Raw genomic sequence first — 24,919 nt, forward strand, 5'->3', positions numbered from 1 at the left:
TCGGTATCCTCACAGCGTGCCTTGGGGCAGGGTCTGTCGGCTGACCTGCACGGTCTGCCCGCCTTCGACATTGACGATGAATTTCTCGTTGATCGCCTGGTACCGCACCTGAACATCCGCCTGCACATACCCAAGGGCGGTGCGCGATTGCGGATTGTTGGCGATGTCGCATACCACGGCGAAGGGCAGCGATCCGTCGGTCGATCCCAGAATCCCCTGGCCCAGCATCGCGTTCAGGAACGCGAGCAAGGTCGAGCGAATGCGCTGGAACAGGGTCGCATTGATCAACTGCCCGACATAGGCGCCCATCCCCATCGATAAGGTCTCGGCGATATAGTTGGTCAAGCGCGTATAATTGTCGCCATTGGTCGCGCTGTCCGACGACGTATTGTGTCCGCCGCGCACGCCCCAGAATGCGCCGCCCGGCTGCGGATTGGCGATCACGTCGATCCCTGCCGTCAGCAGCGCGGCAAGATCCGCCGTGGAATAGGCATTGCGCGTTCCCGCCGCCGCCTGGCCCGATTTCTGACTGCCGATCACACCATAAAGCGGCTTGTTCAACGAGGATTGCTCGGGCGACAGATTGGCGAGCCGCCCGACCACGAATCCTTGCGGCGAAACCAGGCGCGTCGTCGCATTCGCCTGATCGTACCACCAGATCCAATCACCGAACATCAGCTTGGCGGCGTAGGAATCGACGCCCGCCGCCTGCTTCGACGCAATCGCGTTCGCAATCGTATCGCCCGGCGGACCTGTCAGGATCATGTAGCAGCCTTCTTCCAGACCGAACGCTACTTGGGTGCTCCATTGCGTGGAATCGGCAAGATCGGCAAGCACGCAAAGGCTGCATCCCTGGCCGCGCAGCGCATACATCCCGGTTCGCGGCGGCGTATCCCGCCCCACCAGCGTCGCCGATCCGAGACCCGAAGCGCCGTCGCTGCCGGGCGTGCCGGCCGAGAACGGGAACGACCCGGCTGTCGGCGCCTGCGACGATGTTCCCGCACTCGCGACCACGAGTTGCGAGGCGCCACGCAGCACTCCGGTCCCGTTATTGATAGCGCTCGCCAATGCCTGCCAGAATGCCGCTCCAGCACCCACGATATTATCGAACACCTCGGGCGTGCGTCCCGGCAATGCGATGGTCATGCGCCAGGAATTCGCCGCCGATCCGCTCGAAAGCGTCGCGATCAGCGTGTTGCCAAGACTGCCGGTATGAAGCGCCGTCAGCGTGATCGCACCCAGGATCGTTACCGACGCGGCGGTGTCGGTGCCGTCGCTTACCCGCACGCAGCGGAAATTCGAAGCGCCCTGCTGCACCCCGATGGCGACGACGGTGCCAAGATCATATTGCCGCGCCATCACCGGACCAAAGGAAGTGGCAAATTCGCCCATCGAGCCGACGATCACCGGCTCGCCCACCGGACCCCAGCTTGCGCTGCCGACAACGCCCACCACATTGGTCGGCACGCCGTTCAGCAGCAGGCTCTGCGGCGGCACGATCTGCACATATAAATCGGGAACGATCAGCGCCGTGGTGTTCAGCGCGCCCGTTGTTGAAATCGGCATCGCTCAACCCTCCGCCGGAACGCGCACGACCGATTGCGCATGGCCCTCCGCGAGCACCGACGCTATCTTCGCGTTATCGGTGATCACATCCCCGCGGGTGAAGCCGCGGAACGGCTTCACCACGACCAGTTTTATCGTCATTTGATCTCCTTCAGCCGGAAATACCAGCGATGAATGCGCCGTTCGCCTCGAATCCGCCTACGCCGAACAACAGCGCGGGAGTCGTCGCGGCGAGCGTGGTCGGATATTCGGCGGCATAGATCAGGTCGCGCCGATACAATGCCGCATCGGCGCTTTTGTCCGTGGTCGCCCCACCCGCGAAACTGATCCGCGCGGACGACCCATCGGCCAAGCCGATGAAATTCGGCGTCGCCAGTGCGGTATCGATCGACGCGGCCGCCGTATCGCGTATGCCGGGATCGCCACACCACAATGAAATGCGAAATTGCTGCTCCTGGCGCTTGATTTCCTGAAGCGCCATCCCACCGGAAACGACACGCGCACCGAACAGCCTCGCCGCCGGTACCGCCACCGTGCTCCCGGCGTAATCGACCAGCCAGCCCGCCGCGCGCAGCATCGCGGCAAGATTGCTCGCCACCGTTGGCGGCGTGTCGCGCGCCTGCACGGCATAGGGGAAGGTCGAACCATCCACCGCAATGCCGGCGAGCTGCCCCGCCGCGCATAACCCAGCGAAACTCGCGGCGGTGCCTGCTATACTAACGTTCAGCGTCGCCGGCACCGGCGCCACCTCCTGCCAGATGCGCGGGAATCGCGTCGTGTTGCGCACCGGCGTCGCATCAGCGAACACGGTTGCATGCATCACGCCCCGCACCAGATCAGTGTCGAGCGCCGGCCCGTTCGGCATCCCGCGATACACCCGGCAGGTCACCGGCCCGGATGGCCCCATGATCGCGGAAGCCGCCGCTGCCCCGTTCGGATAGATCGCATTGGCAACTAATGAGACCAGCGCGTTTTCGACATCCGCCTGATCTGCCATCAACTCACACTTTCGGTCAGAGCCAGCCGCCAGACGCCAGCATAAGCAACGACGGCATCGACGACGAATTGCCGCCCGCGCGCGTCGCGCACGATGTCGGCAACCTGCGGCGCCAGCCCAGTCACGGTGGCGATCGCGGCGACATAACCCGGCAGCTTGGTGTCGTCCGGCAACCCGGTGCGCGTCCGGTCGCTGACCCCGCCGGACAGCAGCGCCGCCGGAAACCCCGCGAGCAGAGCGGTCGCCCCGGCCGCCAGGATCGCGCCATAGGGATTGGCCCCCGCCAGCACGGGCGCGGCGGGCCGCCACAGCGACACCGTCTCGTTGCACTGAACGCCGAGCACCGGCGCCGGCGGCTCGTTGGTGACCACCAGCAGCGTCCCCAGCGGACCGACCACGTAATCCCCCGGCATCACATAGGCCTGATCGAGCACCAATTGCCGATACGGCACCCCGAACGGCGCAGGCCCGCGGATCGAACCCGAAACCGGCAGCGCGAGCACGCCGAGCCGTACCGTCCGGTTCTGCGCTGCAATCGGACACGTACCGCCATTCGGCCGATAGGCGTCGCAGATCACGCCCGCCTTGCGCGCGGCCATGCCGCCGCCATAGGCGATCCGGTCGGCCAGCCTCACACCGTCCATGCGATCCTCAAACGATCAGGGTGATACCGGAAGTCTCCATCGCCGGACCCGGCTTCAGGCCGAGAAACCCGCACAGCCGCCGCCGCCAGCCATCGAACAACGCAGCCCGGTCGCGCACTTCCTGCGGATTATGCTGCCAGCTCGCCGCCACCTCGGTGTCCAGATTGCCGCTCGCCAGCGGAATCGCCGCCTCGAGCGCATTGAGCGTCGCGAGATAATTCGCCACCACCGCGATCTCGGCCGGAGCCAGATTATTCATCCGGTATTCGAGCGTTCCATAGGCCTGGAAAAACCGCCAGGATTCGAATCCGACCGCCCCCGCGCCATAGGCCGGATAGCCGCAGAACCGCCGCACATCGACCTTCTGCGCCTCGCTCAGAACCCCCGGTGCGCTCGAATAAGACCCCGACATCTCAATACACCGAGCCGTCGCCTCGGGTGAAATAGACAGTGCCGGTCCCCGAGGCGAGCACCGCACCCGCATGGGTCACCAGCCGCCCGGCATCGACTAACATGCGCCCACCCGGCGGTACCGGCAGATCGCCCACACTCGCCGAAAGCGCCGCCGCCATGCCGAACCGCACGAACGCGACCGCACCGGACGCGTTGAACACCAGCACGCTCGACCCGCCGCCCGCAAGGGCGACCGCAGCCGCACCGGTCGATCCGGCAACCGATGCCGTACCGGAAGGCCGGAACGGTAACGCAGCCCCGATTGACATGATTTTGCTCCGTCAGCCGATATGCTCGATCATCACCGCGCGCTTGAAGTTCGAATTGGTCGCGGTGGGCACCGTGGTCGGCGTGGTCGTGGTATCCGAAGGTGCGCAGAACCCGCCAATCCAGTACCAGGACTGTGCGATGATCTGCTGCAGCCGGTCGATCGGCTCGCGCGTCACCATCGCCACACTGTCGATAATGTGAACCAGCGCATCCTTCGGCGCCACGTCCTCTGCCCCGATCCCGGCGAAATCGCCTTCGATCAGCGCGCCCTTGCCGCACACGATCGGCCGGCGCACCGCCAGCCCCTGCAGCGAAGGATGCGGCTGCACATAGGCTTCGGTGGTGGTGATGAAGCGCAGCCCGAGGAAATCATTCACCATGCCCTGGCGGAACACCGGATTGCTCGATGTCGCACCCTGGAACAACTGGCGGAAATCGGGATCGGCGAAGAGTTGCCTGGCCGAAACCGGATCGAGATAGCAGTTATAGACGCCGTCGATCTCGGGCACCGCATTCTGCCGCAGCGTCGCCACCGCATCGAGCAGCGCGGACATGGTCAGCGTATCGCTCGCCTGCAATCCGCTGGTGGTCAGCGCCCCCGCCGGCCGCACGATCGTGCTCGCGGTCGCCGCCTGCACCGCATTGCCCGCCGCGCCGTCACTGACGCTGACATTGCCTGAAAACGTCAACTGGCCCGACATACCGCCCGGCGCCGTCGAGGCATTGTTTACGTCCGGCGTCGCGCTCACAAGCGTATAGACGCCGCCCCCCATCGTCACCGTCAGCGGGTAGGTCGCCGACACCGCCATCTGCACGCCATTGACGAATACTGTTGTGAAACCACGCACGTCATCGACCTCGATGGTCGGTCCCGCGCTCGTGAGACTGGTCACCACCCGCGTATTGCCGCCGAAATAGGGTGCGAACAAAGCATTTCGCGCCAACTCGTCCAGGCTCCGCGCCGCCTGCTCGCCATTGGTCGCGGCATTCTGCAGAAACTGCGAGGCGATTCCCACACGGCTGGTCACCATGTTCAGATCCTGCGTCGCCGCATAGAAATTCAGCGTCACGGTATATTGCTCGACACCCCAGCCCTGCGGCGTCAGCCCGTTATCGAGATTGGTATTGGCGCTCGCCGCCAGGGGCGTGGTCACCGACGGCTTCAGCCCCGCCCGTGTCTTGGTCAGAGTCTCGCCGATCCCGACGGCGAACGACTCGCGGTCTGCCACCATCCGGTAACCAAGTCGCGAGCGCAACGCCTGCTCGAACTCGCGCTCCAGAAACCCCTGCTGAATGATCGGCTGAAGTGCCGCCGGAAAGTTGGAAATACCCATGTTTGTCCCCTTGCGAAACGCAAAAAAACCGCGCTCCAGGGGAACGCAGTTGATGAAGAAAGCAGTTCTTTTTTGAAAAAAGAACCGAAAAGCTTTTGTTACTCTGGTCCACAGTCTTACCCGTCCGTGGTCAACTCCAACCGGTCATTGCGAGGAGCACAGCGACGAAGCAATCCATCCCGCCACAACTGGACACTCACCTCTATCCTCCCGACCGCCGCAGCAATTCCGCGCGCGCGGCGCGCCATTCCGCCTCGCTCAACTCGCGCGCATGGCGCGTCCGCGATGGCTCGGCGCGTGGCACGCCCGCGGTCGAGGACGACGATGCCGCCCCGAACAGCCACGGTTTCTCACGCTTCAACCTGGTCATGATGGACGCCGCATCGGTCACACCGCCGTCCTCGCCAAGCTCTACCTGGTCGAGATCGATCAGCTTCAGCCCGTCGAGGTCGATCATCCCCGCGCGCACCGCCTCGATCTTCAACTCGGCACGCTTGAGCTTTTCACCGCTCTCATGCCGCATTTGCCCGAGCGCGCGCTCCGCCGCCTCGGCACGCGCCTGCCAGTCATCCCGACCCGCGCCATCATCCGTGATCTCATCCGTCATGCCTGCTCCTGCTCCGAGTGTTCTTCCGCGCCGGCGAGCCGGTCCAACTCGGTGGCCACATCGGCAATTCCATGCGGCGCCGCCAGCGTCTTCACCGCCGTCTCGCGCGAGATCTGTCCTGCATTCACCAGGGTCGCGATCGCCTGCGCGTCCTTGAGCCGGTCATCCGCCGAATCCGGATACCAGCGCGGCCAGCGCAAATTCAGCCGTATCTCGGCATCCAGCTTCGGCACGTCCCGTCCCATCACCTGGAGCGAAAACCGCCTGCTCGCCCGCAACGCCATGCGCAGGAGCAGAAGCAACCCGCCTTCGCCATAGGAAATCCGCAAATTATCGGCGAGCCAGATCAGCCCCTGATTCATCATCTCAAGCGCCCGCCCCGATTGCGCGGCGCTCAGCCGGTCCGCATTCGCCCGGTTGCCATGCACGCTTTCCAGCGCCATCTCGCGCAACGTGCGCACATATTCGATCACCGCGGCCGAGGCGGTGCCGCCGATCTCCAGCAGTTTCGCATCGCCTTTTTCGGAAACGATCAAGGCATTTCCAGCGCCTTTCACCATCTCCCGATCGGTGGTCGCCGGCTCCTTGATCAGCAGCGTCGGATCGGAGGCATATTTCAGCCCGCGCCCCGCCTGCGACAACTGATAATCGATCTCGATCCCGGTCTCGATCGCCGCGCGAAACGTGCAGGCGCCGTCGACACCTTCGCCACCCGGCAGATTTTTGATCCACACGATCGGCACGAAGCCCAGATCATGCCGCACGCTGCGCGCCCGGTCGATTTCCGGCGCCGCGTTGTCGGCGATGCCCTGCGGCAAAAACCAAGTTTCCGACCCCGCATCCCAGCGCCGCTGAAACCAGTATTTTTGCTCCGGCTCGACATTGTCGTAACCCTGAGCAAGCAGCTCAGCGCCTTTTACTTTATAACGCTCGGTTACCGAGGCCAGCGTATCGGGCGCATCCTCGCGCCACGCCGGCGTCATATACTGCGTTTCGAGAACCGAGAAAAACAGCCGCCCGCGCAACACCCGAAGCAAAATGGCAACCGATCCCACCGCGCCGCGCAACGCCGCATCGATCATCACCTCGTTCAGCCGGGATTCGCGCACGATGTCGCCGAGCAGCGCCTCGGTCGCCGGGTCAGCGCACTCCACGGCTGGAAAATGCCCCGCGCTGAACAGCAACGCCACCGAATTCTCGACCACGATCCGGCACAACCCATAGCGCACCGAAGGCCGCCTCGCCCGCAACGGAATATACTCGCCCGCCCCGTTGCGTTCCTCCTGGAACGCATAGGGCAGCGCATCGTAAATCGAACCCTCCAGCACTCGCCTATAAATTTCCAGCCGCCGCGCCCGCGGCGCCAGATGCGGATCGGCCGGAATCGTCTGGCAAATCGTCTCGAACATACCTCATCGCCCTAACAGAGAAAGATCGATCCGCCGGCTCAGCGCCGGCAACTTCGCGATCGTGATGACAGCACGGGATAAGGCATCCACCTGATCGTCCTTTTCGCCATTCGGAAACGCCTGCAATTCGTCCAGAAACGCTGCGGTCCATTCGGCACGCAGCACCATCATCCGTCCGCTGCCGAGTTCGGCGGCCGCCGGCATCGCCCGCGTCATTTTTGCGCCGCTTTCCGGGCTCGACATCACCTGAAACGCGGCAAGCCGCCGCTTGTAATGCTCAATCTGCGCCACCCCCGCCTGCCCAGGGTCCTGCGCCAGCGCAATCGCGGTTCCCACGCCATCTTTCGTCGCGATTCCGACCAGCAATTGCTCGACATCGGTTGGCCGCTCGCGCACCCGCACGATATCGAGAACGACGTATCGGCCATCCTCCAGGCGTCCCAGCTTCAAGCCCACGGTCCAGTCCGGGTCGCGCCCCGGCGTCGCCACACTCGCCGCCAAATCCCAGGCCCGCACGGTCCGCAGCACCGGCGGCACCTCCGTAATCAGCACGACCCGATCGACATCGAATTGCTGGCCGGAATCCGAGGTCGGGTTCTGCTGATACAGCGCCATGAACGCCCGCTCGCCCACCGCCGCCCGCTTACGCGAAATGGCCGCCGCATTCTCCCATTCCGGCCACAGCGCCTCGCCCACCGCGCGCCCGAGCGGATCGTCCGGCTCGGCAAGTGCGGGAAACCGCAGCACCGTCCAGCCATCCTCGGTCCGGCCGAGCCGTCCCGCCAGATCATCCTTGTGCCAACGGGTCATGATCAGCACGATCCGGCCGCCCGGCTTCAGCCGCGACAGCAATTCCGCCCGATACCAGCCATCCAGCGCGTCCCGCGCCGACCGGCTGTCGGCCTCCGCCCATGATTTCACCGGATCGTCGATCAGGATCAGATCGGCGCGTCGGCCGGTGATCGGCCCGCGCACCCCGGTCGCGAAATACTGCCCGCCCGAAACCAGCCCGAACCGCCCCGCCGCGCGGCTGCCGGCATCGAGCCTCAATCCCAGCGCCTCGCCGTGCTCGGCGATCACCCCGCGCAACTGCCGGCCGAAATGCTCGGCGAGCGACGCGGTGTGGCACGCGGCGATCACCTCGCTCTCCGGTCTGCGAGCAAACCAGAAAGCGGGAAACAGCACCGAGGCGTAGGTCGATTTCGCCGCCCCCGGCGGCATCTGCACCATCAGCCGGTCGATCGCCCCCTCGGCCACACGCTCCAGCGCCTCGATCAGCGCGACATGGTGCCGTGCCGGCCGGTCCCCGCGTACCGAGAGTATCGTTTCGGCGAAATCCCGAAACCCGGCCAGCCCGAATTCATCCCTCGCGAGGCCCGCGCGATGCGTCACCGCCGCATCCGCGCGCAAAGCCTCATCATGAAAGAACGGATAGCCCAAACCGGGGCGGGTGGGAAAGCGAAAATAACTATATGTTAGAAATTATTTTAGCCTCGCCGGGAACAGCAACCTTGCCCCCTATCAGCGAAATCCGAACGCGACCCCGATCTCGCTCTGGAACTCCAGCGTGCGGCTCGGCGGTTCGTAATAGCCGTTGTTCAACCCCGATCCCGCATAGTCGAAATGCCGCACGCCTAACCCGGCGAACACGTGCCATACATTGCCAAGCCGCCAATCCGCGCCCAGGCGCACCGTCTCCTCGCCGCTGGTTCCGAAATTGCCGGTGAAATCCAGCGCCGGCGCCGATGCCCGGCCGCCCAGCACCGCCATTCCCTCGGCGCTCGCCGACAACACCAGCTCATCGCTCACCGCGACGTCGAGTTTTGCCCCCACGCCGGCCAGCGCCGCGCGGTAGAACTCGCCATAGCCGGCCGGCCCGCCGACATTGCGATACCAGTTCTGATACCCCGCCACGACGAACGGAATCAGATCGACCGACGACGTCAGCGCCAGCGCCCGGCCAAGCCGCACCTCGACATGGTTGAACCGCGCATGATCCGTCGCGTCATAGGGCGACAAGCCCTGGCCGGAACCCTGGACATAGCCGCGATAGGCGAGCGGTCCGCCCGAAAAATCATAGACGACCCCGGTATACACATCCGGCACGCCGAGCACCGGCCCCAGTCGTGACATGCTGGCCATAAATCCCGGCAGCACGCCACTTTCCCGAGCCGACACCCCACCGAAGGATTCGCGATACAGGAACCCCGACACCGACACGCCGAGCGCCACCCGCGTTTCCGCCGCCGCAATCGCCGGGTTCACGGGCGTTGGGGGGCTGGCCCCGCGCGCGGCGCCGCCCACCAGCGCCGCCAGCGCCAGCCATCCGCTCAACCTGAGAAAAACAGCCCAGCCCCTGCACATCGCCCGATCCCGCGCGCTCCGGCAGCGGCAATCTCTGCCTTCGAAGCACGATATCACTATCGCATCGAATGATTAACATTTGCTGAGCTTCCGGGTGAGTTGCGCGTCGATTAGCGCCCGGCCGTGTCCTTCATGCCACGGCTCGGCGCGCCCTATTGCAACGTCAGCAGACTGCCATGCCGCATCTCGCCCGGCGAAATCAGCGCCGCCGACCCCACCCGCACCGAATGCAGCGGCCCGTCCAACTGGCGCGTCCAGAAATCGAGGAATCGATGCAGCACCGGATAGCGCGGCGCGATATCCAACTCCTGCCAGATATAGGTCTGCAGCACGCCGGGGTGATCCGGCATATGGTAGAGAATCTCGGCGGTCGTCAGCCGATATCCCTGGAGTTGCCTGCTCAAACTCATGATCGCACCTCATCGCATCGTTGGATGGGCCATGCGGCTCGGTTTCCTTATCACCCAATTATGCCACGACAGCCCGGAAATTTGACAATAAAATTTGTAATATCAGCTATTTAGCACTCTACATCCCGCAGTGCTGCCGGGGTTGACACAATTCCCCGCGACTTCTAGATGTCTGGCACTCTCCCGATGAGAGTGCTAGCAGCGCCCGGTGCCGCATTCGGGCCGGCGTTTGCTGAGCCAGTCATTGTTGCAACAGACCAACGTCAGGAGCGATCCAGATGAAATTCCGTCCCCTGCATGACCGCGTGGTCGTCCGTCGGCTCAGCGCCGAGGAAAAGACCGCCGGCGGCATCATCATCCCCGACACCGCCAAGGAAAAGCCGATGGAAGGCGAAGTCATCGCCGTCGGCCCCGGCGCGCGCAACGAAGCCGGCGCCATCGTGGCGCTGGACGTCAAGGCCGGCGACCGCATCCTGTTCGGCAAGTGGTCGGGCACCGAGGTCAAGATCGACGGCGAAGAGCTGCTCATCATGAAAGAATCCGACATCATGGGCATCATCGAGGGCAGTGCTGCGAAAAAGAAAGCCGCCTGATCTCCCGCGATCCCATCCGATATCGAAAGGAATAAAAGAATGGCTGCCAAAGACGTTCGTTTTGCCGCCGATGCCCGTGAGCGCATGCTCCGCGGCGTCGATCTGCTCGCCAACGCCGTGAAAGTCACGCTCGGCCCCAAGGGTCGCAACGTGGTCCTGGAAAAGAGCTTCGGCGCCCCGCGCATCACCAAGGACGGCGTGACGGTCGCGAAGGAAATCGAGCTCGCCGACCGCTTCGAGAACATGGGCGCGCAGATGGTGCGCGAAGTCGCCTCGAAGACCAACGACCTCGCGGGTGACGGCACCACCACCGCCACCATCCTCGCCCAGTCCATCGTCCGCGAAGGCGTCAAAGCCGTCGCCGCCGGCATGAACCCGATGGACCTCAAGCGCGGCATCGACAAGGCGGTCATCGCTGTCGTCGACGAGCTGAAAAAGCGCACCAAAAAGATCAACAACCCGACCGAAACCGCCCAGGTCGGCACGATTTCCGCCAACGGCGAAATCGAAATCGGCAAAATGATCTCGGAAGCGATGCAGAAGGTCGGCAACGAGGGTGTCATCACCGTCGAGGAAGCCAAGGGCATCCAGACCGAGCTAGACGTGGTCGAGGGCATGCAGTTCGATCGCGGCTACGTCTCTCCGTATTTCATCACCAACCCGGAGAAGATGGTCGCGGATCTCGACAACCCCTACATCCTGATCCACGAGAAAAAGCTGTCGGGCCTGCAGCCGATGCTGCCGCTGCTGGAAAGCGTCGTGCAGTCCGGCAAGCCGCTGCTGATCATCGCCGAGGATGTCGAAGGCGAAGCCCTTGCCACGCTCGTCGTGAACAAGCTGCGCGGCGGCCTGAAAATCGCCGCGGTCAAGGCGCCCGGCTTCGGTGATCGCCGCAAGGCAATGCTGGAAGACCTTGCCATCCTCACCGGCGGTCAGGTCATCAGCGAAGACCTCGGCATCAAGCTCGAAACCGTCACGCTGAACATGCTCGGCCGCGCGAAGAAGGTGCTGATCGAGAAGGAAAACACCACCATCGTCGAGGGCGCCGGCAAGAAGGCCGACATCACCGGCCGCTGCAACCAGATCCGCGCCCAGGTCGAGGAAACCACCTCCGACTACGACCGCGAGAAGCTGCAGGAACGTCTCGCGAAGCTCGCCGGCGGCGTCGCGGTCATCCGCGTCGGCGGCGCGTCCGAGGTCGAGGTGAAGGAGCGCAAGGATCGCGTCGACGATGCGCTGCACGCGACCCGCGCGGCGGTCGAGGAAGGCATCGTGCCGGGCGGCGGCGTCGCTCTCGCCCGCGCCTCGCTGATCCTCTCCAAGCTCAAGGCCGAGAACGACGACCAGCGCTTCGGTATCGAGATCGTCCGCAAGGCGATCCAGGTGCCGCTGCGCCAGATCGCCGAAAACGCTGGCGAGGACGGTGCGGTGATCTCCGGCAAGGTGCTCGACAAGGACGAGTACGGCTGGGGCTTCGACGCCCAGACCGGCGAGTTCAAGGACCTGGTCAAGGCCGGCATCATCGACCCAACCAAGGTGGTCCGCACCGCCCTGCAGGACGCGGCCTCGGTCGCCGGCCTGCTGGTCACCACCGAAGCCATGGTCGCCGAACGCCCGGAGAAGAAGTCTCCGGCCGGCGGCCCCGGCGGCGGAATGGGTGGCATGGGCGGCATGGGCGACATGGACTTTTAATAGTTCTCTCGGCCGCGACACCTACCGAGAAGGCCGTGGGGCAACCCACGGCCTTTCTTTTTGCCCTTCGCACACGCGGTCCAACCCCGTCATCGCGAGCGCAGCGAAGCGATCCATCCCGACCCAACCCGATCTGAACCTGAATTTGACTGGCATCGGCCCATCCGGCCGCAGAATCCCCCTATCTCATTGCTGAGATAGGGGTAATCCGTCAGTGGAAAAATCCACTTTGCCGTGGGTTCCCTACTGATTTCCCATAACGCTCATTGCGCTTTCGTCGTTTTTTGTCAAGTTAGCAAATAACGGCACACAGGGAGTAGCGCTCCATGCATATTTTCGGATTAGACGCCGGCATCGCATCCGTCGGCTGAGCCGTCATCACCATCGACGAACCCGTCGGCCGCATCCTCGCCTGTGGCACCCGCATGTTCGACGCCCCGGAAACCGACAAGGAGCGCAGGCCCACGAACAGCGTCCGACGCGAAAAACGCGGCATGCGGCGCGTCATCCGCCGTCGCCGCGACAAGGGAGCGACTGAGCCAATGGCGAACCGTCGGCGAAATGTTCGCCCGCGACCCCGAATTTTGCGCCCGCAAGCGCAATCGTGACGGTGGATTTTCCAGTTCCATGCTGCGCGACGACCAGCAGGACGAACTTCGCAAAATTTTCGCTGCCCAGCGCCGCCTGGGCAACCCTCAGGCGAGCGAAGATTCAGTAGGGAAACCACGGCGACAATTTTCGACCCGATGAACTCCGCCGCGCCAACCCGCTCAAACCCCGAACCGCCATCACCCTCCACTGATCGCCATCAGCACCACCATCTCCGCCCCCGGTTCCAGCCACGTCGCCAACCCCGCCCGCTCGCCGCCCACGAACACGTTGATATGCCGCCTGATCGCCGGCCGCTCGTCGCACAGCCGGTCGCGCATCCCCGGCCAGCGCGCATCCAGCGCGCCGATCGCCTCGCTTACCGTTCCCGCCGCGACCGCAACCTCCCGCGAACACCCCGGAAACAGCAGGACAAGCGCGGTGGGCAGCACCACATTCACGGTCGCGGGCGAAAAATCCATCAATCCATCACCAGCGTCTCCACCGAGGCGATCGTCGGCAGATGCCGGGCGATGCAGTTCCAGCTCTCGCCTTCATCCGCGCTGGCATACAACTCCCCGGTCCCGGTGCCTAAATACACCCCCGCCGGCGCCAGGTCGTCGGTCGCCAGCGCCTGACGCAGCACGCCGAAGAACGCGTTCTCCTGCGGCAACCCATCCCGCAGCGCCTGCCAGCTCGCCCCGGCATCGCGCGTGCGCCACACCGCCGCCCGTCCCTCCGGCACATACCGCCCGGCCTCGGCACCATTCAGCGGCACCAGATAGACCGTCGCCGGATCGCGCGGATGCACCGCCGCCGGAAATCCGAAACTCGACGGCAACCCCGCCTCGATGCTCTCCCAGCGCACCCCGCCATCATCGCTTCGATACATCCCGCAATGATTCTGCTGATACAGCCGGTCCGGCATCCCCGGCGCCATCACCAGGCAATGCACGCACTGGCCGTATTCCGGGTATCTCTGCTCCTCGGGCAGGAAATCGGCGCGCGTGCCCCGGTTGCGCGCCGTCCAGCTCGTCCCGCCATCCGCCGTGTGAAACACGCCGGCGGCCGAAATCCCGACCCAGATCTGCTTGTCGTCGCGCGGATGGGGAATCAGCGAATGCAGAATCAGCCCGCCCGCGCCCGGATGCCAATCCGGCCGCGATGGATGCTCCTGCAACCCGGCCACGTGCCGCCACGAGCCCCCGCCATCCGCGCTGCGGAACAGCCCGGCCGGCTCGACCCCCGCGTAGAAACCTCCGGCTCCCCGCGCCAGACTCCAGACCGAGGTCACCGGCTCCGCTCCGGCCGGATAGGCCAGCCCCTCGCTGGAATGGGTCCAGCTCGCGCCGAGATCGGTGGATTGCCACACCGCCGGGCCGAACCACGCATTACCGCCGCCGGCATAAATCGTCCCGCTCGCCGCATCGCCGATCACATGGTTCATCGGCCACGCCTCGCAGAACGGCCCGCGCAGCGACCATTCCCGGCGCGCGGCATCGCTTTCGGCGATGAATGCACCCTTCTTGGTGCCGAGCAGCACCAGAACTTTCCGTGCCATCTCCGCCTCCACTCAGCGACGCTTGCCGACCAGCGCGAAATCCGCACCCTGCGGGTCGAGACCGTGGATGATCCAATCGCCGCCCGGCACCTGCATCGGACCATTGACAACCTTTCCGCCGCCCGCAGTCACCCGCGCGGACGCCGCATCGATATCCTCGACATTGAAATAATACCGCCAATACGGCGCGGTCTCGGCTTGCTGCTTGTTGAACATGCCGCCGGCCGGCACGCCACCGATCGAGAAAATCTGATAGGTACCCATCGCCCCCATATCGAACTCGTGGTCCTTCCGCCAGCCGAACATCTCGCCGTAGAAGTCGACCGCCTTCTGCCAGTCGGTGGTCAACAGCTCGTGCCAGCCGATATGGCCCGGCGTTCCGGGCGCCGGCGCGGGCGGCTCGTCCGCGCCGGGTTCCGCCGTGGAGAACAGCGCGAAAACCACCTTTTGCGGATCGGCGACCACGGCGAACCGCCCCACCGTCGGAATATCGGTCGGCGGAACATGGACACTGCCGCCCAGGCGCGCCACCTGCCCGGCAACCTCGTCTACATTCTTCACCCCGACATAGCCGATCCAGCCCGGCGGCGTGCCATGATCCATCAACCCGCCCACCGGCGTCCCGCCGGCGGTGAGAATCGTATAGGCCATATCGGGGACCGGCCCGTCCTGCGTGCCCCAGCCGACCACGCTCCCGTAAAATTCCTGGGCGGCCCTGGTATCGGTGGTTTGCAGTTCGTACCAGACGAAACGGCCGGACGTGACGACCGAAGCTGAAGAAGAAGCGGACATCGTGTTGACTCCCCTTTTGATTTGCCGGCCTCGCGCGGTCGCGAATGCCTTGACATTTGCGTTGATATCAACATTATTAGGCTGTGTCAAAGCCAGACGAACTGCCCTTCACCGTCACGATCGAGGTCCGCGACTCCTGCCTGTGCCTTCACCTGCAGCGCGCGGCGCGGGTTCTCGCGCGCTATTACGACGACACGCTGCGTCCCGCCGGCCTCACCAGCGGCCAGTTCTCCCTGCTGATGTCGCTCAACCGTCCCGAACCGCCGCGCATGGGCGCGGTTTCCGCCCTGCTGGCGATGGACCGCACCACGCTCACCGCCAATCTCAAGCCGCTGGAGCGGCGCGGCCTGCTCACGATAACGGCCGATCCCGCCGACAAGCGCAGCCGTCTGCTGACCCTCACGCCGTCGGGCCGCGCGGCACTGGCCGCCGCCATGCCGGCCTGGCGCGAGACCCAGGCCGAAATCCAGCGCCGTCTCGGCTCCACATCCCCCGACCGCCTCTGCGAGGATCTGCGCCGCCTGTCGTAAGCTAACCCTGCTCGCGCTCCCGCCGTTCCAGCCGGAACGCGACCACCGCCACGATCAGCGCAACCCCCGCCAACGCCGCTCCCACCAGCGGCAGTTCCGCATACCCAACCCCCAGCCCCAGCGCCGCCCCGCCGAGCCACGCGCCGCTCGCATTGCCCAGATTGAACGCGCCCTGATTGATCGTCGAGGCCAGATTCGGCGCATCCCGCGCATGATCGATCACCCGCGTCTGCAACGGCGATACCATGGTGAACACCGCCACCCCCCAGACCATAATCGTCAGTACCGCCAACACCGCATCCTCGCTGGTCAACCACAACACCACCAATACCGCCGCAATCCCCACCAGCGTCATCACGATGGTCCGCGCCGAATGCCGATCCGCCAGATTGCCGCCCAGCAGCCCGCCCGCCGTCAGCCCCGCGCCGAACAACAGCAACACAAAACTCACCCAATGCGGCGTCAGCCGGGTCACCCGCTCCAGCAACGGCGCGATATAGGTGAACACGCTGAACAGGCTCGCCGACGACAGCACCGCCATCAGCATCGCCAGCAGCACCTGCTTCCGCCCGAGAATCCGCACCTCGTTCAGCAGCCGCCCCGACCCGCCCCGCAAATCGCGCGGGAGCAGCCAGCCGATCGCCGCCATCGACAGAATCCCGATCGCCAGCACCGCCCAGAACGTCGCGCGCCACCCCGCCGCCTGCCCCAGTATGGTCCCCGCCGGCACACCCAGCACATTCGCCATGGTCAGCCCGAGGAACACCAGCGCCACCGCCCGCGCGCGCTTCTCGCGCGGCACCAGGTCCGCCGCCACCACCGAGCCGATTCCGAAAAACGCCCCGTGCGACAGAGCGGTGATGATCCGCGCCGCCATCATCAGCCCGTAATCCGGCGCCAGCGCGCAGAGGAAATTGCCCAGAACGAACACGCCCATCAGCACGATCAGCGCGGCCCTGCGGTTCAACCGCCCGACCAGCACCGCTACGAACGGCGAGCCGAACGTCACCCCCAGCGCATAGGCCGAAACCAGATATCCCGCCTGTGGGATCGACACGGCGAAATCCCGCGCCAGTTCCGGCAGCAACCCGACAATCACGAACTCGCTGGTACCGATCGCGAAACTCGCGACGATCAGCGCAATCAGGGGCAGGGGCATGGTGAGATCAGTTCAATCCGTCATTGCGAGGCACCCTGTGCCGAAGCAATCCGGGATCGCCGCACGCGGATTACGCAACATCCTCGCGGCGATCGCGCACCCGCACATAGGCGATCTCGGCGTGCGGCCCGCAATAGGGTTTTCCGGCCAAAGACGGATCGCCGCAGAACCGGAAGCTCGGCGTGCCCGGCTCGCCGATCGGCCAGCAGCAGGCGGGGGTGCGCGGCGCGGTCCGGGTGATCCCGGAAAAACCGGCGGCAACCAAATTGGGGCGACCCGCTACCGGCGCCGCCGGGCGCGACGGCATGGCGGGCGAGAGTGCCGCAAACGACGGCAGGGTCGGCCCCGACACCCGGCGCGGCGCCGGCGGGCGCGGCCGCGCCGCCATCCCGGCATCGCGGCGGATCGGCGACGGCCTTGCCGGCAGATCGAGCCGGTGCGCCTTGCCCACCACCGCGTTCTTGGAGATATTCAGGCGCCTGCCGATCTCGGCGGTGGACAGGCCCTCGGTCCACAAACCCTTGAGGCGGTCGATCGTCTCGTCTGTCCATTCCATGGCTCTGCCCTCATGGTTGATACTACATAATGTAGATCAACTACCATTTTCACTCAACATATTGTTGGTGACCGGACCTCAGATTTCTGTGGAAAACTTGAATAAACAGCGGAACGTAGCCTTGGCTCGTTCCGCTGCTCGCCGCGAATGCGGCGCGCGCCTTATGGCGCGAAAGCCAAGGGCGCGGATGCGCCCCCGCTTCGTTGCGTTTCCAGCGACCCTTCGGATCGTCGGAACCTCGCGCAACTCCGCCCGGCGTTTGAGGGCAAAATTATCTTATTTCCTCGCCGGCGAAGGAGCCCCAGAAATCGCTCCGCTTCAGCCAGCCGTTCCGGTGCCCGGCGCTCACCCGGCACCAATCGGCATCCGCCCGGCACGCGCGGATCACCCCGATCACGCCCTTGTCGAGATAGGCCACGGGCGCCGCGCCGGAATGCGGCCCGGCGCGCATCGCATGGCGCTTGCCGGTCACGATGAAGCTGCGCACCAGGTGCAGCAGCGCCTCGTGCACCCAGCCGGTACCGCCATCCGGCGCCATCACATGGCGCCAGACATTGAATTCGCCGATCACCTCCACCGGCAGGTCGTAGCGATGATAGACCCAGGTGATCGGATACTGGAATCCCGGCCCGGCCCGCATGTAAATCTGATCGGAGCGGAAACTCTCGAAGCGCGGCACCGGCCAGCCGGTCGAAGCCCCCTTGGCCGGCCCTGGGCCGGGACCGATTTGCGCCGCGTGCCAGCCGCCGAGCAGAAGCACACAAAAGCCGAGCGCCGCGATGCGCCTAAACATTCCCGCACACCGCGCAATTCGGATCGCGCGGGATCGCGATCATGCGGAACCGCGCATCCAGCGCGTCCCACAGCAGCAGCCGTCCGGCGAGCGAGGTGCCGATGCCCAGAATCTCCTTCATCGCCTCGGTCGCCTGCAGCGTGCCCATCACCCCAGTCACCGGGCCGAGCACGCCGGCCTCGGAACAGCTCGGCACCATGCCCGGCGGCGGCGGCTCGGGATACAGGCAGCGGTAGCACGGGCAATCCGGCCCGGCATGGGGTTTGAAGGTCGAAATCTGGCCCTCGAACCGCAGCACCGCCGCCGAGACCAGGGTTCTGCGCGCCCGCACGCAGGCATCGGCGACCAGGAAACGGGTGGCGAAATTGTCGGTGCCGTCGAGCACGATGTCATGCTCGCCGACCAGGTCATCGACGGTCTCCGCCGTCACCCGCGCGCGGATCGGCCGGAGCAGAATTTCCGGGTTGATCCGCCGCAGCGCCTCGGCGGCGCCCTCCACCTTCGGCGCGCCCAGACCTTCGACCGTATGGATGACCTGGCGCTGCAGATTCGACAATTCGAGCACGTCGTGATCGACGATGCCGATCCGCCCGACGCCGGCCGCCGCGAGATACAACGCCGCCGGGCTGCCGAGGCCGCCGGCGCCGACGATCAGCACCGAGGCCGCGCGCAACCGCGCCTGCCCTTCGCCGCCCACCTCGCGGAGCAATATGTGGCGCGAATAGCGGGCGATCTCCGCTTCCGAAAAATCCAGGTCCATCCCAGGCAGAATCGCACCCTCGCCCCGGCAAGGCAAGACCGGGCGCCGCTCAGTGCAGCCCGGCGGCGATCCGCGCGGCGGCGCGGTCCAGCAGCTCCGACAGCGCCTTCGCCGCGCGCGACGGATCGGCGGCGAAACGGCCATAGCCGGCATAGCTGTAGGCCGGGTCGGGCGGCGTGCCGCCCCCAAGGGCGCTATAGTCCGCCGCGCCCTCGCCTAGCACCTGGCCGGTTCCTGTCCGCACCAGCCGGTATTTCAGCTCGACATCGGGTCGATACGACCTTCCGAGCCGCAGATAGCCGATATGAACGGCGACGACATCGAGTTCGAGCGTCACCCCCGGCGGCGCCGGCGGAAGGGCGGCGAGGAAATGCGGCCCCGGCCGCGCGGCGGCGAGCGGCACCACCCGATAGCCCTCACCCTCCAAGCGCTGCGTGACATCGCGCGCGAGCACCGCCCGCGGCCGGAACCCCTGCCGCGCCAGCAGAGCGTCGAAAGCAATCTCGTGATCCTTCTGCACCGATTGGTCGTATATGACACCGAGCAACCCAGTATAACCGATAAGCGTAACCGGTCCTAACGAAGTCAGCCTCTCATGCGGCGGCACATAGGGCGTGAGCAGCGCGATCGTCCGCGCCCCGCCGCTTGGATGATAGGCGATGGTCGGCGCCAGCGGCGTCACCGCGCAGGCCGCCAGTATTGGCGCCAGCACCGCCATCGCGGCCCAGCGCCGGCAGAACCCGATCACTCGACGCATCCCATCCCTCCCTGTTTCGCCGGCAGAACATCAGCGATTTCCCGCCCGGTCAAGCCGCGCCGCCCCTTGATCGGCCAGTTTCCGCCCGGCATTCTCCGCCGATGACCTCCGACAACCGCGCCCTCGTGCTGTTCTCCGGCGGACAGGACAGCGCCGCCTGCCTCGCCTATGCGCTCGACCGTCATGAACGGGCCGAACTCCCGAACGCGCTGCTTGCCGGCGCGATTTTAGGTTTCCACCACATTCTGATCCGCGAGCGCTGGCGGTTCGCGGCCTGACGCCGATCAGTTTATGCTGCGCCGGACCGCGCCAAAGGGGCGATAAACTGCGGCTCGGTGTCCCAGGGAAACAGGATCCAGGTATCCTGCGACACCTCGGTGATGAACGTGTCCACCATCGTCTTGCCCGCCGGCTTCGCATAGACCGTCGCGAAATGCGCGCGCGGCAGCAGCCCGCGCACCACCCGCGCGGTCGCCCCGGTATCCACCAGATCGTCGACGATCAGGAAGCCCTCGCCGTCCCCCGCCGCCGCCGGCGGCTTGGTCACGCGCGGCGCGCCGCGCTCCTCCTCGTCATAGGTCACGATCGACACCGTCTCGATCAGCCGGCATTCCATCTCGCGCGCGACGATCGCCGCCGGGATCAGCCCGCCCCGCGTAATCGCGACGATTCCCGCGAACGGCCGCATCCCGATCAGCCGCCACGCCAGCGCCTTGGAATCACGATGCAACTGATCCCACGACACGGTGTAATAATGCTGCGCCATTAAAATAATCTCCCGCCATCCGGCACCACGAAATCCGGCCGGATCAGCACCACCGCCGCCTCCGCATCCGGCATCCCCAGGGTCAGCACCTCGGACATGAACGGCCCGATCTGGCGCGGCGGAAAATTCACCACCGCGCAGATCTGCCGCCCGATCAGCCGGTCCGGCGCGTAATGCACCGAAAGCTGCGCCGAGGACCGCTTCACCCCGATCGCACCCCCGAAATCGATCCACAGCTTGATCGCCGGCTTCCTCGCCTCGGGAAACGGCTGCGCATCGACGACGGTGCCGACCCGGATATCGATCCGCTCGAAATCGGCATAGGCGATGGGGTCACGGATGATGGACTCGCTGCTCATCGCGCCGGGATTGGCCAGCTTCGCGCGATTGTCAATCGCCACGATACAAAACCGCCACCGCTCGGCGCGCCGTGCTCGATGATCTGATCGCGCGCAATCTTATATCTGATTGATCGTCATATATTACGTCATTTATGATGGTAGGGCTGGCTTTTTTGATATCAAAAAGCTCGGCAAAGGCCTGCCGTCACCGCCCCCCATCGCCATCGCCGCCATGGCCCCCGCCGTCACCATCGCCATCGCCATCGCCGCCGCCATGACCGCCGCCGAAGCCGCCCATATGACCTTCGCTCCGCGCGCTTGACCCTCGATCATCGCTATCGTGATCCCCGTCATTATATCCCGGACGGACATGATTACCTCCGCCCATGTCCTGAGCCATCACATTGGTTCCGATCGGCTCGCCGGCCGCTCCGGCCTGATACGCACAACCCGCGAGCAGAAACCCGACCATGCCGAAAATTAGCACCAAGCCACCGAACTCGTACAATCGCCGCACCGCCATCACCTCCTTCCGGAATCGACATAGGCAGGCCGACGGTTCCGGCAAGCGTCACAATCAGGCGACCATTGTGCCCGGCGCGGATTGTCATTCGCGCCGGGCGATGCGACCCTGCCGCCGACCGAACAGGAGGCAACCCCATGCGCGACTTCCACTTCCCCGGCCGCAGCCCGGTCTATGCCGGCCGGGCCATGGCTGCCACCTCGATGCCCGCCGCCACCCTCGCCGCCCTCGACGCACTGCGCGCCGGCGGCAACGCGCTCGACGCCGCCGTCACCGCCGCCGCCGCCCTCGCGGTGATCGAACCGCAATCCACCGGCATCGGCGGCGACTGCTTCTGCCTCTACAAGAAAGCCGATTCACCCGAAATCATCGCCCTGAATGGCTCCGGCCGCGCCCCTCAGGCCGCCACGATCGACCATTACGAATCCCACGGCATCACCGAGTTCGACCCCACCTCGCCCCACACAGTCACCATCCCCGGCGCCGTCTCCGCCTGGGAAACCGTGCTCGCCGCCCACGGCAAGCGCGACCTCGCCGCCGCTCTCGCCCCCGCCATCCGCTACGCCGAAGCCGGTTTCCCGGTGCATCCCCGCGTCGCGTTCGACTGGGCGATCGCCGCCGACAAGCTCCGCAAGACCGGCGCCGACCAGTTCCTCCCCGGCGGCAACCCACCCACCCCCGGCACGATCATCCGCCAGCCCGACCTCGCCCGCACCCTGCGCGCCATCGCGGCGCACGGCGCCCGCGCCTTCTACGAAGGCCCCATCGCCGCCGCCATGGTCGCCGAACTCCGTGCGCGCGGCGGCCTCCACACCGAAGCCGACTTCGCCGAAGGCCGCACCGCCGCCAAATTCGTCACCCCGATCCAGCGCGACTTCGACGGAATGACCATCTGGGAGTGCCCGCCCAACGGCTCAGGCATCCTCGCCCTCATGCTGCTCGGCATCCTGGAAGGCTTCGGCCCCGCGCCCGACGGCCCGCTCGGCCCGGTCCGCCTGCACCGCCACATCGAAGCCGCCCGCCTCGTCTATCGCGATCGCGACGCCCTCCTCGCCGACCCCGACCAATCCCCGATCCCCATCGACCACCTCCTCAGCGACGATTACCTGACCTCGCTGAGACTACTCATCAATGATGAACAAACGATTAAGGACCTGCCCCGCGCCGGAGAAAACCTTCTCCCCGCCCATCGCGACACCGTCTATCTCTGCGTCGTCGACGAGGCCGGCAACGCCTGCTCCTTCATCAACTCCACCTATGAAAGCTTCGGCTCCGGCATCCTCGCCGGCAACACCGGAATCATCCTGCAAAATCGCGGCCTCGGCTTCTCGCTCCGTCGCGGCCACCCCAACTGCATCGCGCCCCGCAAACGCCCGATGCACACCATCATCCCCGGCATGGCCACCCGGAACGGCCGCGCCGTCATGCCGTTCGGCGTCATGGGCGGCCACTACCAGCCGATGGGCCAGTCCTGGCTCCTCACCAATCTCCGCCACTACGGCCTCGACATCCAGGAATCGCTCGATCTCCCCCGCGCCTTCCCCTACGCCGGACAGGTCGAACTCGAACGCGGCATCCCCCAATCCACCATCGACGGCCTCATCGCCCGCGGCCATACCCTCGCCACAACCGACCGCCCCCTCGGCGGCGGCCAGGCCATCCTCATCGACCACCAGCGCGGCATCCTCATCGGCGGCTCCGACCCGCGCAAAGACGGCTGCGCCCTTGGGTATTGAGGGAAACCAGGGGCTCCGCCCCTGGACCCCGCCAAAGGCGGAGCCTTTGGAATCCATGACTTTGGCGTTTGTCTGATGGGGGCAGAAGATTGTCCGACATGGCACTCCCCCCATCAGACAAACGCCCATTATCGGTTCTAAGGGCTAAGCCCTTAGTGGGGTTCCAAGGGGCAAAGCCCCTTGGCCTTCCTTGAAACGCCCAACAGCGGAGCTATCCATGTCCGAGCCGTGTGACCTGTCTGCCGTCGAGGCCCGCCATCTGATCGGGGCGAAGCGTCTGTCGCCGGTGGAGCTGATGGAGAGTTGCATCGCCCGCATCGAGGCGGTGGACCACGCGGTGAATGCGATGGTGGCGCGGGATTTCGACCGTGCCCGCGCGGCCGCCAAATCCGCCGAAACCGCGGTCATCGCTGGCGCCACGCTCGGAAAACTCCATGGCCTGCCGGTGGGCATCAAGGACCTGGAGGATACCGAGGGCCTGCGCACCACCTATGGCAGCGTGATGTTCCGCGACCATGTGCCCCGCGCCGACCAGCGCATCGTCGCCGATGTGAAGCGAGCGGGCGGCATCGTTCTCGGCAAGACCAACACGCCGGAATTCGGTGCCGGCGCGAACACGCGCAATCTGGTCTATGGCGCGACCGGCAATCCGTTCGACCCGCGAAAATCCGCCGCCGGCTCGTCGGGCGGCTCGGCGGTGGCCTTGGCGACCGGGATGGTGCCGCTCGCCACCGGCTCCGACATGGGCGGGAGTTTGCGCAACCCGGCCGCCTATTGCGGCATTGTCGGGATGCGCCCGTCGCCCGGCCTGGTGCCCTCGGAAAAGCGCCTGCTCGGCCCCTCCGGCCTCGGCGTGCTCGGCCCGATGGCGCGCACCGTGCCCGACCTGGCACTGATGATGAGCGCCATCGCGAGCTACGACCCGCGCGACATCCTCGCAGCCCCCATCAAGCCGTTCCGGGAGCAAACGACCGATCTCGGCACGCTGCGCGTTGCCGTCACGCCGGATTTCGGTTTTGCTCCGACCTCCCGTGCGGTGCGGAACCTATTTGCGGATAAAATCCAACACCTGATCCCGCTATTCGGCATGGCCGAGGCAACGACGCCGGACTGCTCGGGTGCCGACGAAATTTTCGCCGTGCTCCGTGCGGTCAATTTCCTCGCCGGCTTCGGGGGCACCTACCGCACCCGCCCCGAGCGCCTCGGCCCCAATGTCCGCGCCAATGTCGAGGAAGGTCTGCGCTACACCGCCGAGGATGTCGCCCGCGCCACCATGGCCCAAACGTCCCTCTACTGGCGCTGGCAATCCTTCTTCGAAAACTTCGACGTGCTGATCGCCCCGTCGGTCACCATCCAGCCGCGCGATTGGTCCGAGCTGTTCCCGAGCGAAATCGACGGCGCGGCAACCAAATCCTACTATCACTGGCTCGCTTTGGCCTATGCCGTCACCCTCGCCGGCCATCCCTCGCTGTCTTTGCCTCTGGGCACCGATACCGACGGCATGCCCTTCGGCGTCCAGATCGTCGCGCGCCGTCACGGTGACGCCGAGGCGATCGCGATCGCCGCCGCGATCGAGGCGGCCTGCACCCGCGACCCGGACCTGTCCCGACCCGTCCCCGACCTCGCCGCCCTCGCTTCCGCGCCACCGTTGCGCGACGTGCCGGGATTCTTTGACATGGGCTGAACCATAATAATATTGACATTATTGTTGATATTAT

Annotated in this window: 29 protein-coding genes and 1 pseudogene; 7 read left to right on the forward strand and 23 right to left on the reverse strand. The window is 65.6% G+C overall.

Annotation, left to right across the window (positions count from 1 at the left end; all coding sequences use genetic code 11):
* Positions 1-9 precede the first annotated feature (9 nt).
* The 12 genes from AiwAL_RS04725 to AiwAL_RS04780 all read right to left on the reverse strand — a co-directional run bounded on the left by AiwAL_RS04725 (position 10) and on the right by AiwAL_RS04780 (position 10,054).
* Entirely contained in the window at positions 10-1,566 is a 1,557-nt protein-coding gene (locus tag AiwAL_RS04725; protein WP_235702536.1) for a phage tail protein, read from the reverse strand.
* A 3-nt stretch (positions 1,567-1,569) separates the two neighbouring features.
* The gene (locus tag AiwAL_RS04730) at positions 1,570-1,707 is read right to left on the reverse strand and encodes a hypothetical protein (protein WP_235702535.1); all 138 of its coding nucleotides are present in this window, start codon (positions 1,705-1,707) and stop codon (positions 1,570-1,572) included.
* A gap of 10 nt (positions 1,708-1,717) precedes the next feature.
* A complete protein-coding gene (locus AiwAL_RS04735) occupies positions 1,718-2,563 on the reverse strand; it encodes a hypothetical protein (RefSeq protein WP_235702534.1) in 846 nt (281 codons plus the stop codon).
* A complete protein-coding gene (locus AiwAL_RS04740) occupies positions 2,563-3,207 on the reverse strand; it encodes a hypothetical protein (RefSeq protein ID WP_235702533.1) in 645 nt (214 codons plus the stop codon). Before AiwAL_RS04740 ends, AiwAL_RS04735 begins: the two co-directional genes overlap by 1 nt.
* Positions 3,208-3,214: 7 nt before the next feature.
* Positions 3,215-3,619, reverse strand: a complete 405-nt coding sequence (locus AiwAL_RS04745; RefSeq protein WP_235702532.1) for a hypothetical protein — start codon at positions 3,617-3,619, stop codon at positions 3,215-3,217.
* Position 3,620: 1 nt separating this feature from the next.
* Positions 3,621-3,929 carry a hypothetical protein gene (locus tag AiwAL_RS04750; RefSeq protein ID WP_235702531.1) on the reverse strand — a complete coding sequence of 103 codons (309 nt, stop codon included), beginning with the start codon at positions 3,927-3,929 and terminating at the stop codon, positions 3,621-3,623.
* A 12-nt stretch (positions 3,930-3,941) separates the two neighbouring features.
* Positions 3,942-5,264, reverse strand: a complete 1,323-nt coding sequence (locus AiwAL_RS04755; RefSeq protein WP_235702530.1) for a DUF4043 domain-containing protein — start codon at positions 5,262-5,264, stop codon at positions 3,942-3,944.
* Between the two features lie 202 nt (positions 5,265-5,466).
* Positions 5,467-5,871: a hypothetical protein gene (locus tag AiwAL_RS04760; RefSeq protein ID WP_235702529.1), complete on the reverse strand. Its 405-nt coding sequence runs from the start codon at positions 5,869-5,871 to the stop codon at positions 5,467-5,469.
* Positions 5,868-7,280 (reverse strand): phage portal protein, encoded by a 1,413-nt coding sequence (locus AiwAL_RS04765; protein ID WP_235702528.1) that lies wholly within the window; start codon positions 7,278-7,280, stop codon positions 5,868-5,870. Before AiwAL_RS04765 ends, AiwAL_RS04760 begins: the two co-directional genes overlap by 4 nt.
* 3 nt (positions 7,281-7,283) lie before the next feature.
* Complete coding sequence (terL, locus tag AiwAL_RS04770; RefSeq protein ID WP_235702527.1) at positions 7,284-8,672, reverse strand: phage terminase large subunit; 1,389 nt, start codon at positions 8,670-8,672, stop codon at positions 7,284-7,286.
* Between the two features lie 129 nt (positions 8,673-8,801).
* Positions 8,802-9,614, reverse strand: a complete 813-nt coding sequence (locus tag AiwAL_RS04775; RefSeq protein ID WP_235702526.1) for a hypothetical protein — start codon at positions 9,612-9,614, stop codon at positions 8,802-8,804.
* Between the two features lie 182 nt (positions 9,615-9,796).
* Positions 9,797-10,054 (reverse strand): usg protein, encoded by a 258-nt coding sequence (locus tag AiwAL_RS04780; protein WP_235702525.1) that lies wholly within the window; start codon positions 10,052-10,054, stop codon positions 9,797-9,799.
* Positions 10,055-10,332: 278 nt separating this feature from the next.
* Here AiwAL_RS04780 and groES point away from each other — a divergent pair, with 278 nt between their 5' ends.
* From groES to AiwAL_RS04795, 3 genes are all read left to right on the forward strand, one after another.
* The gene (groES, locus tag AiwAL_RS04785) at positions 10,333-10,647 is read left to right on the forward strand and encodes a co-chaperone GroES (RefSeq protein ID WP_235702524.1); all 315 of its coding nucleotides are present in this window, start codon (positions 10,333-10,335) and stop codon (positions 10,645-10,647) included.
* Positions 10,648-10,686: 39 nt separating this feature from the next.
* Complete coding sequence (gene groL / locus AiwAL_RS04790; protein WP_235702523.1) at positions 10,687-12,339, forward strand: chaperonin GroEL; 1,653 nt, start codon at positions 10,687-10,689, stop codon at positions 12,337-12,339.
* Between the two features lie 561 nt (positions 12,340-12,900).
* A complete protein-coding gene (locus AiwAL_RS04795; RefSeq protein WP_235702522.1) occupies positions 12,901-13,089 on the forward strand; it encodes a hypothetical protein in 189 nt (62 codons plus the stop codon).
* 38 nt (positions 13,090-13,127) lie between these two features.
* Here the strand turns inward: AiwAL_RS04795 and AiwAL_RS04800 are convergent, their stop codons facing one another.
* From AiwAL_RS04800 to AiwAL_RS04810, 3 genes are read right to left on the reverse strand one after another with little or no spacing between them, the layout of a single operon-like run.
* Positions 13,128-13,409 (reverse strand): MoaD/ThiS family protein, encoded by a 282-nt coding sequence (locus AiwAL_RS04800; RefSeq protein WP_235702521.1) that lies wholly within the window; start codon positions 13,407-13,409, stop codon positions 13,128-13,130.
* Positions 13,409-14,488: a sialidase family protein gene (locus tag AiwAL_RS04805; protein WP_262312204.1), complete on the reverse strand. Its 1,080-nt coding sequence runs from the start codon at positions 14,486-14,488 to the stop codon at positions 13,409-13,411. The genes AiwAL_RS04800 and AiwAL_RS04805 overlap by 1 nt, the downstream gene beginning before the upstream one ends.
* Before the next feature lie 12 nt (positions 14,489-14,500).
* Complete coding sequence (locus AiwAL_RS04810; RefSeq protein WP_262312205.1) at positions 14,501-15,280, reverse strand: VOC family protein; 780 nt, start codon at positions 15,278-15,280, stop codon at positions 14,501-14,503.
* Positions 15,281-15,363: 83 nt separating this feature from the next.
* Between AiwAL_RS04810 and AiwAL_RS04815 the strand changes: the two genes are divergently transcribed.
* The gene (locus AiwAL_RS04815; RefSeq protein ID WP_235702518.1) at positions 15,364-15,810 is read left to right on the forward strand and encodes a MarR family winged helix-turn-helix transcriptional regulator; all 447 of its coding nucleotides are present in this window, start codon (positions 15,364-15,366) and stop codon (positions 15,808-15,810) included.
* 1 nt (position 15,811) lies between these two features.
* On the opposite strand, the gene AiwAL_RS04820 is transcribed toward AiwAL_RS04815, so the two are convergent.
* From AiwAL_RS04820 to AiwAL_RS04840, 5 genes are all read right to left on the reverse strand, one after another.
* Positions 15,812-16,969, reverse strand: coding sequence for an MFS transporter (locus AiwAL_RS04820; protein ID WP_262312206.1), 1,158 nt, complete (start codon positions 16,967-16,969; stop codon positions 15,812-15,814).
* Positions 16,970-17,039: 70 nt separating this feature from the next.
* Complete coding sequence (locus tag AiwAL_RS04825; RefSeq protein ID WP_235702516.1) at positions 17,040-17,525, reverse strand: GcrA family cell cycle regulator; 486 nt, start codon at positions 17,523-17,525, stop codon at positions 17,040-17,042.
* 271 nt (positions 17,526-17,796) lie between these two features.
* Positions 17,797-18,318, reverse strand: coding sequence for an SH3 domain-containing protein (locus tag AiwAL_RS04830; RefSeq protein ID WP_235702515.1), 522 nt, complete (start codon positions 18,316-18,318; stop codon positions 17,797-17,799).
* Positions 18,311-19,078, reverse strand: coding sequence for a molybdopterin-synthase adenylyltransferase MoeB (locus AiwAL_RS04835; RefSeq protein ID WP_235702514.1), 768 nt, complete (start codon positions 19,076-19,078; stop codon positions 18,311-18,313). Before AiwAL_RS04835 ends, AiwAL_RS04830 begins: the two co-directional genes overlap by 8 nt.
* Positions 19,079-19,127: 49 nt before the next feature.
* Positions 19,128-19,835: a hypothetical protein gene (locus AiwAL_RS04840; protein WP_235702513.1), complete on the reverse strand. Its 708-nt coding sequence runs from the start codon at positions 19,833-19,835 to the stop codon at positions 19,128-19,130.
* 101 nt (positions 19,836-19,936) lie between these two features.
* On the opposite strand from AiwAL_RS04840, the pseudogene AiwAL_RS04845 reads away from it, so the two are divergent.
* Positions 19,937-20,032: pseudogene (locus tag AiwAL_RS04845) on the forward strand (7-cyano-7-deazaguanine synthase); the annotation flags it as partial.
* Between the two features lie 92 nt (positions 20,033-20,124).
* On the opposite strand, the gene gpt reads toward AiwAL_RS04845, so the two are convergent.
* The 3 genes from gpt to AiwAL_RS04860 form a co-directional block, all read right to left on the reverse strand.
* Positions 20,125-20,601, reverse strand: coding sequence for a xanthine phosphoribosyltransferase (gene gpt / locus AiwAL_RS04850; RefSeq protein ID WP_235702512.1), 477 nt, complete (start codon positions 20,599-20,601; stop codon positions 20,125-20,127).
* A complete protein-coding gene (locus AiwAL_RS04855; protein WP_235702589.1) occupies positions 20,601-20,960 on the reverse strand; it encodes a tRNA-binding protein in 360 nt (119 codons plus the stop codon). Before AiwAL_RS04855 ends, gpt begins: the two co-directional genes overlap by 1 nt.
* Positions 20,961-21,147: 187 nt before the next feature.
* Positions 21,148-21,465, reverse strand: a complete 318-nt coding sequence (locus AiwAL_RS04860; protein ID WP_262312207.1) for a hypothetical protein — start codon at positions 21,463-21,465, stop codon at positions 21,148-21,150.
* 137 nt (positions 21,466-21,602) lie between these two features.
* Between AiwAL_RS04860 and AiwAL_RS04865 the strand changes: the two genes are divergently transcribed.
* The gene (locus AiwAL_RS04865) at positions 21,603-23,201 is read left to right on the forward strand and encodes a gamma-glutamyltransferase family protein (protein WP_262312208.1); all 1,599 of its coding nucleotides are present in this window, start codon (positions 21,603-21,605) and stop codon (positions 23,199-23,201) included.
* Positions 23,202-23,418: 217 nt separating this feature from the next.
* Positions 23,419-24,885, forward strand: a complete 1,467-nt coding sequence (locus AiwAL_RS04870) for an amidase (protein ID WP_235702510.1) — start codon at positions 23,419-23,421, stop codon at positions 24,883-24,885.
* The last annotated feature ends 34 nt before the right edge of the window (positions 24,886-24,919 follow it).

The sequence above is a fragment of the Acidiphilium sp. AL genome (assembly GCF_025499445.1).
In the GTDB taxonomy this organism is placed as follows: domain Bacteria; phylum Pseudomonadota; class Alphaproteobacteria; order Acetobacterales; family Acetobacteraceae; genus Acidiphilium; species Acidiphilium iwatense.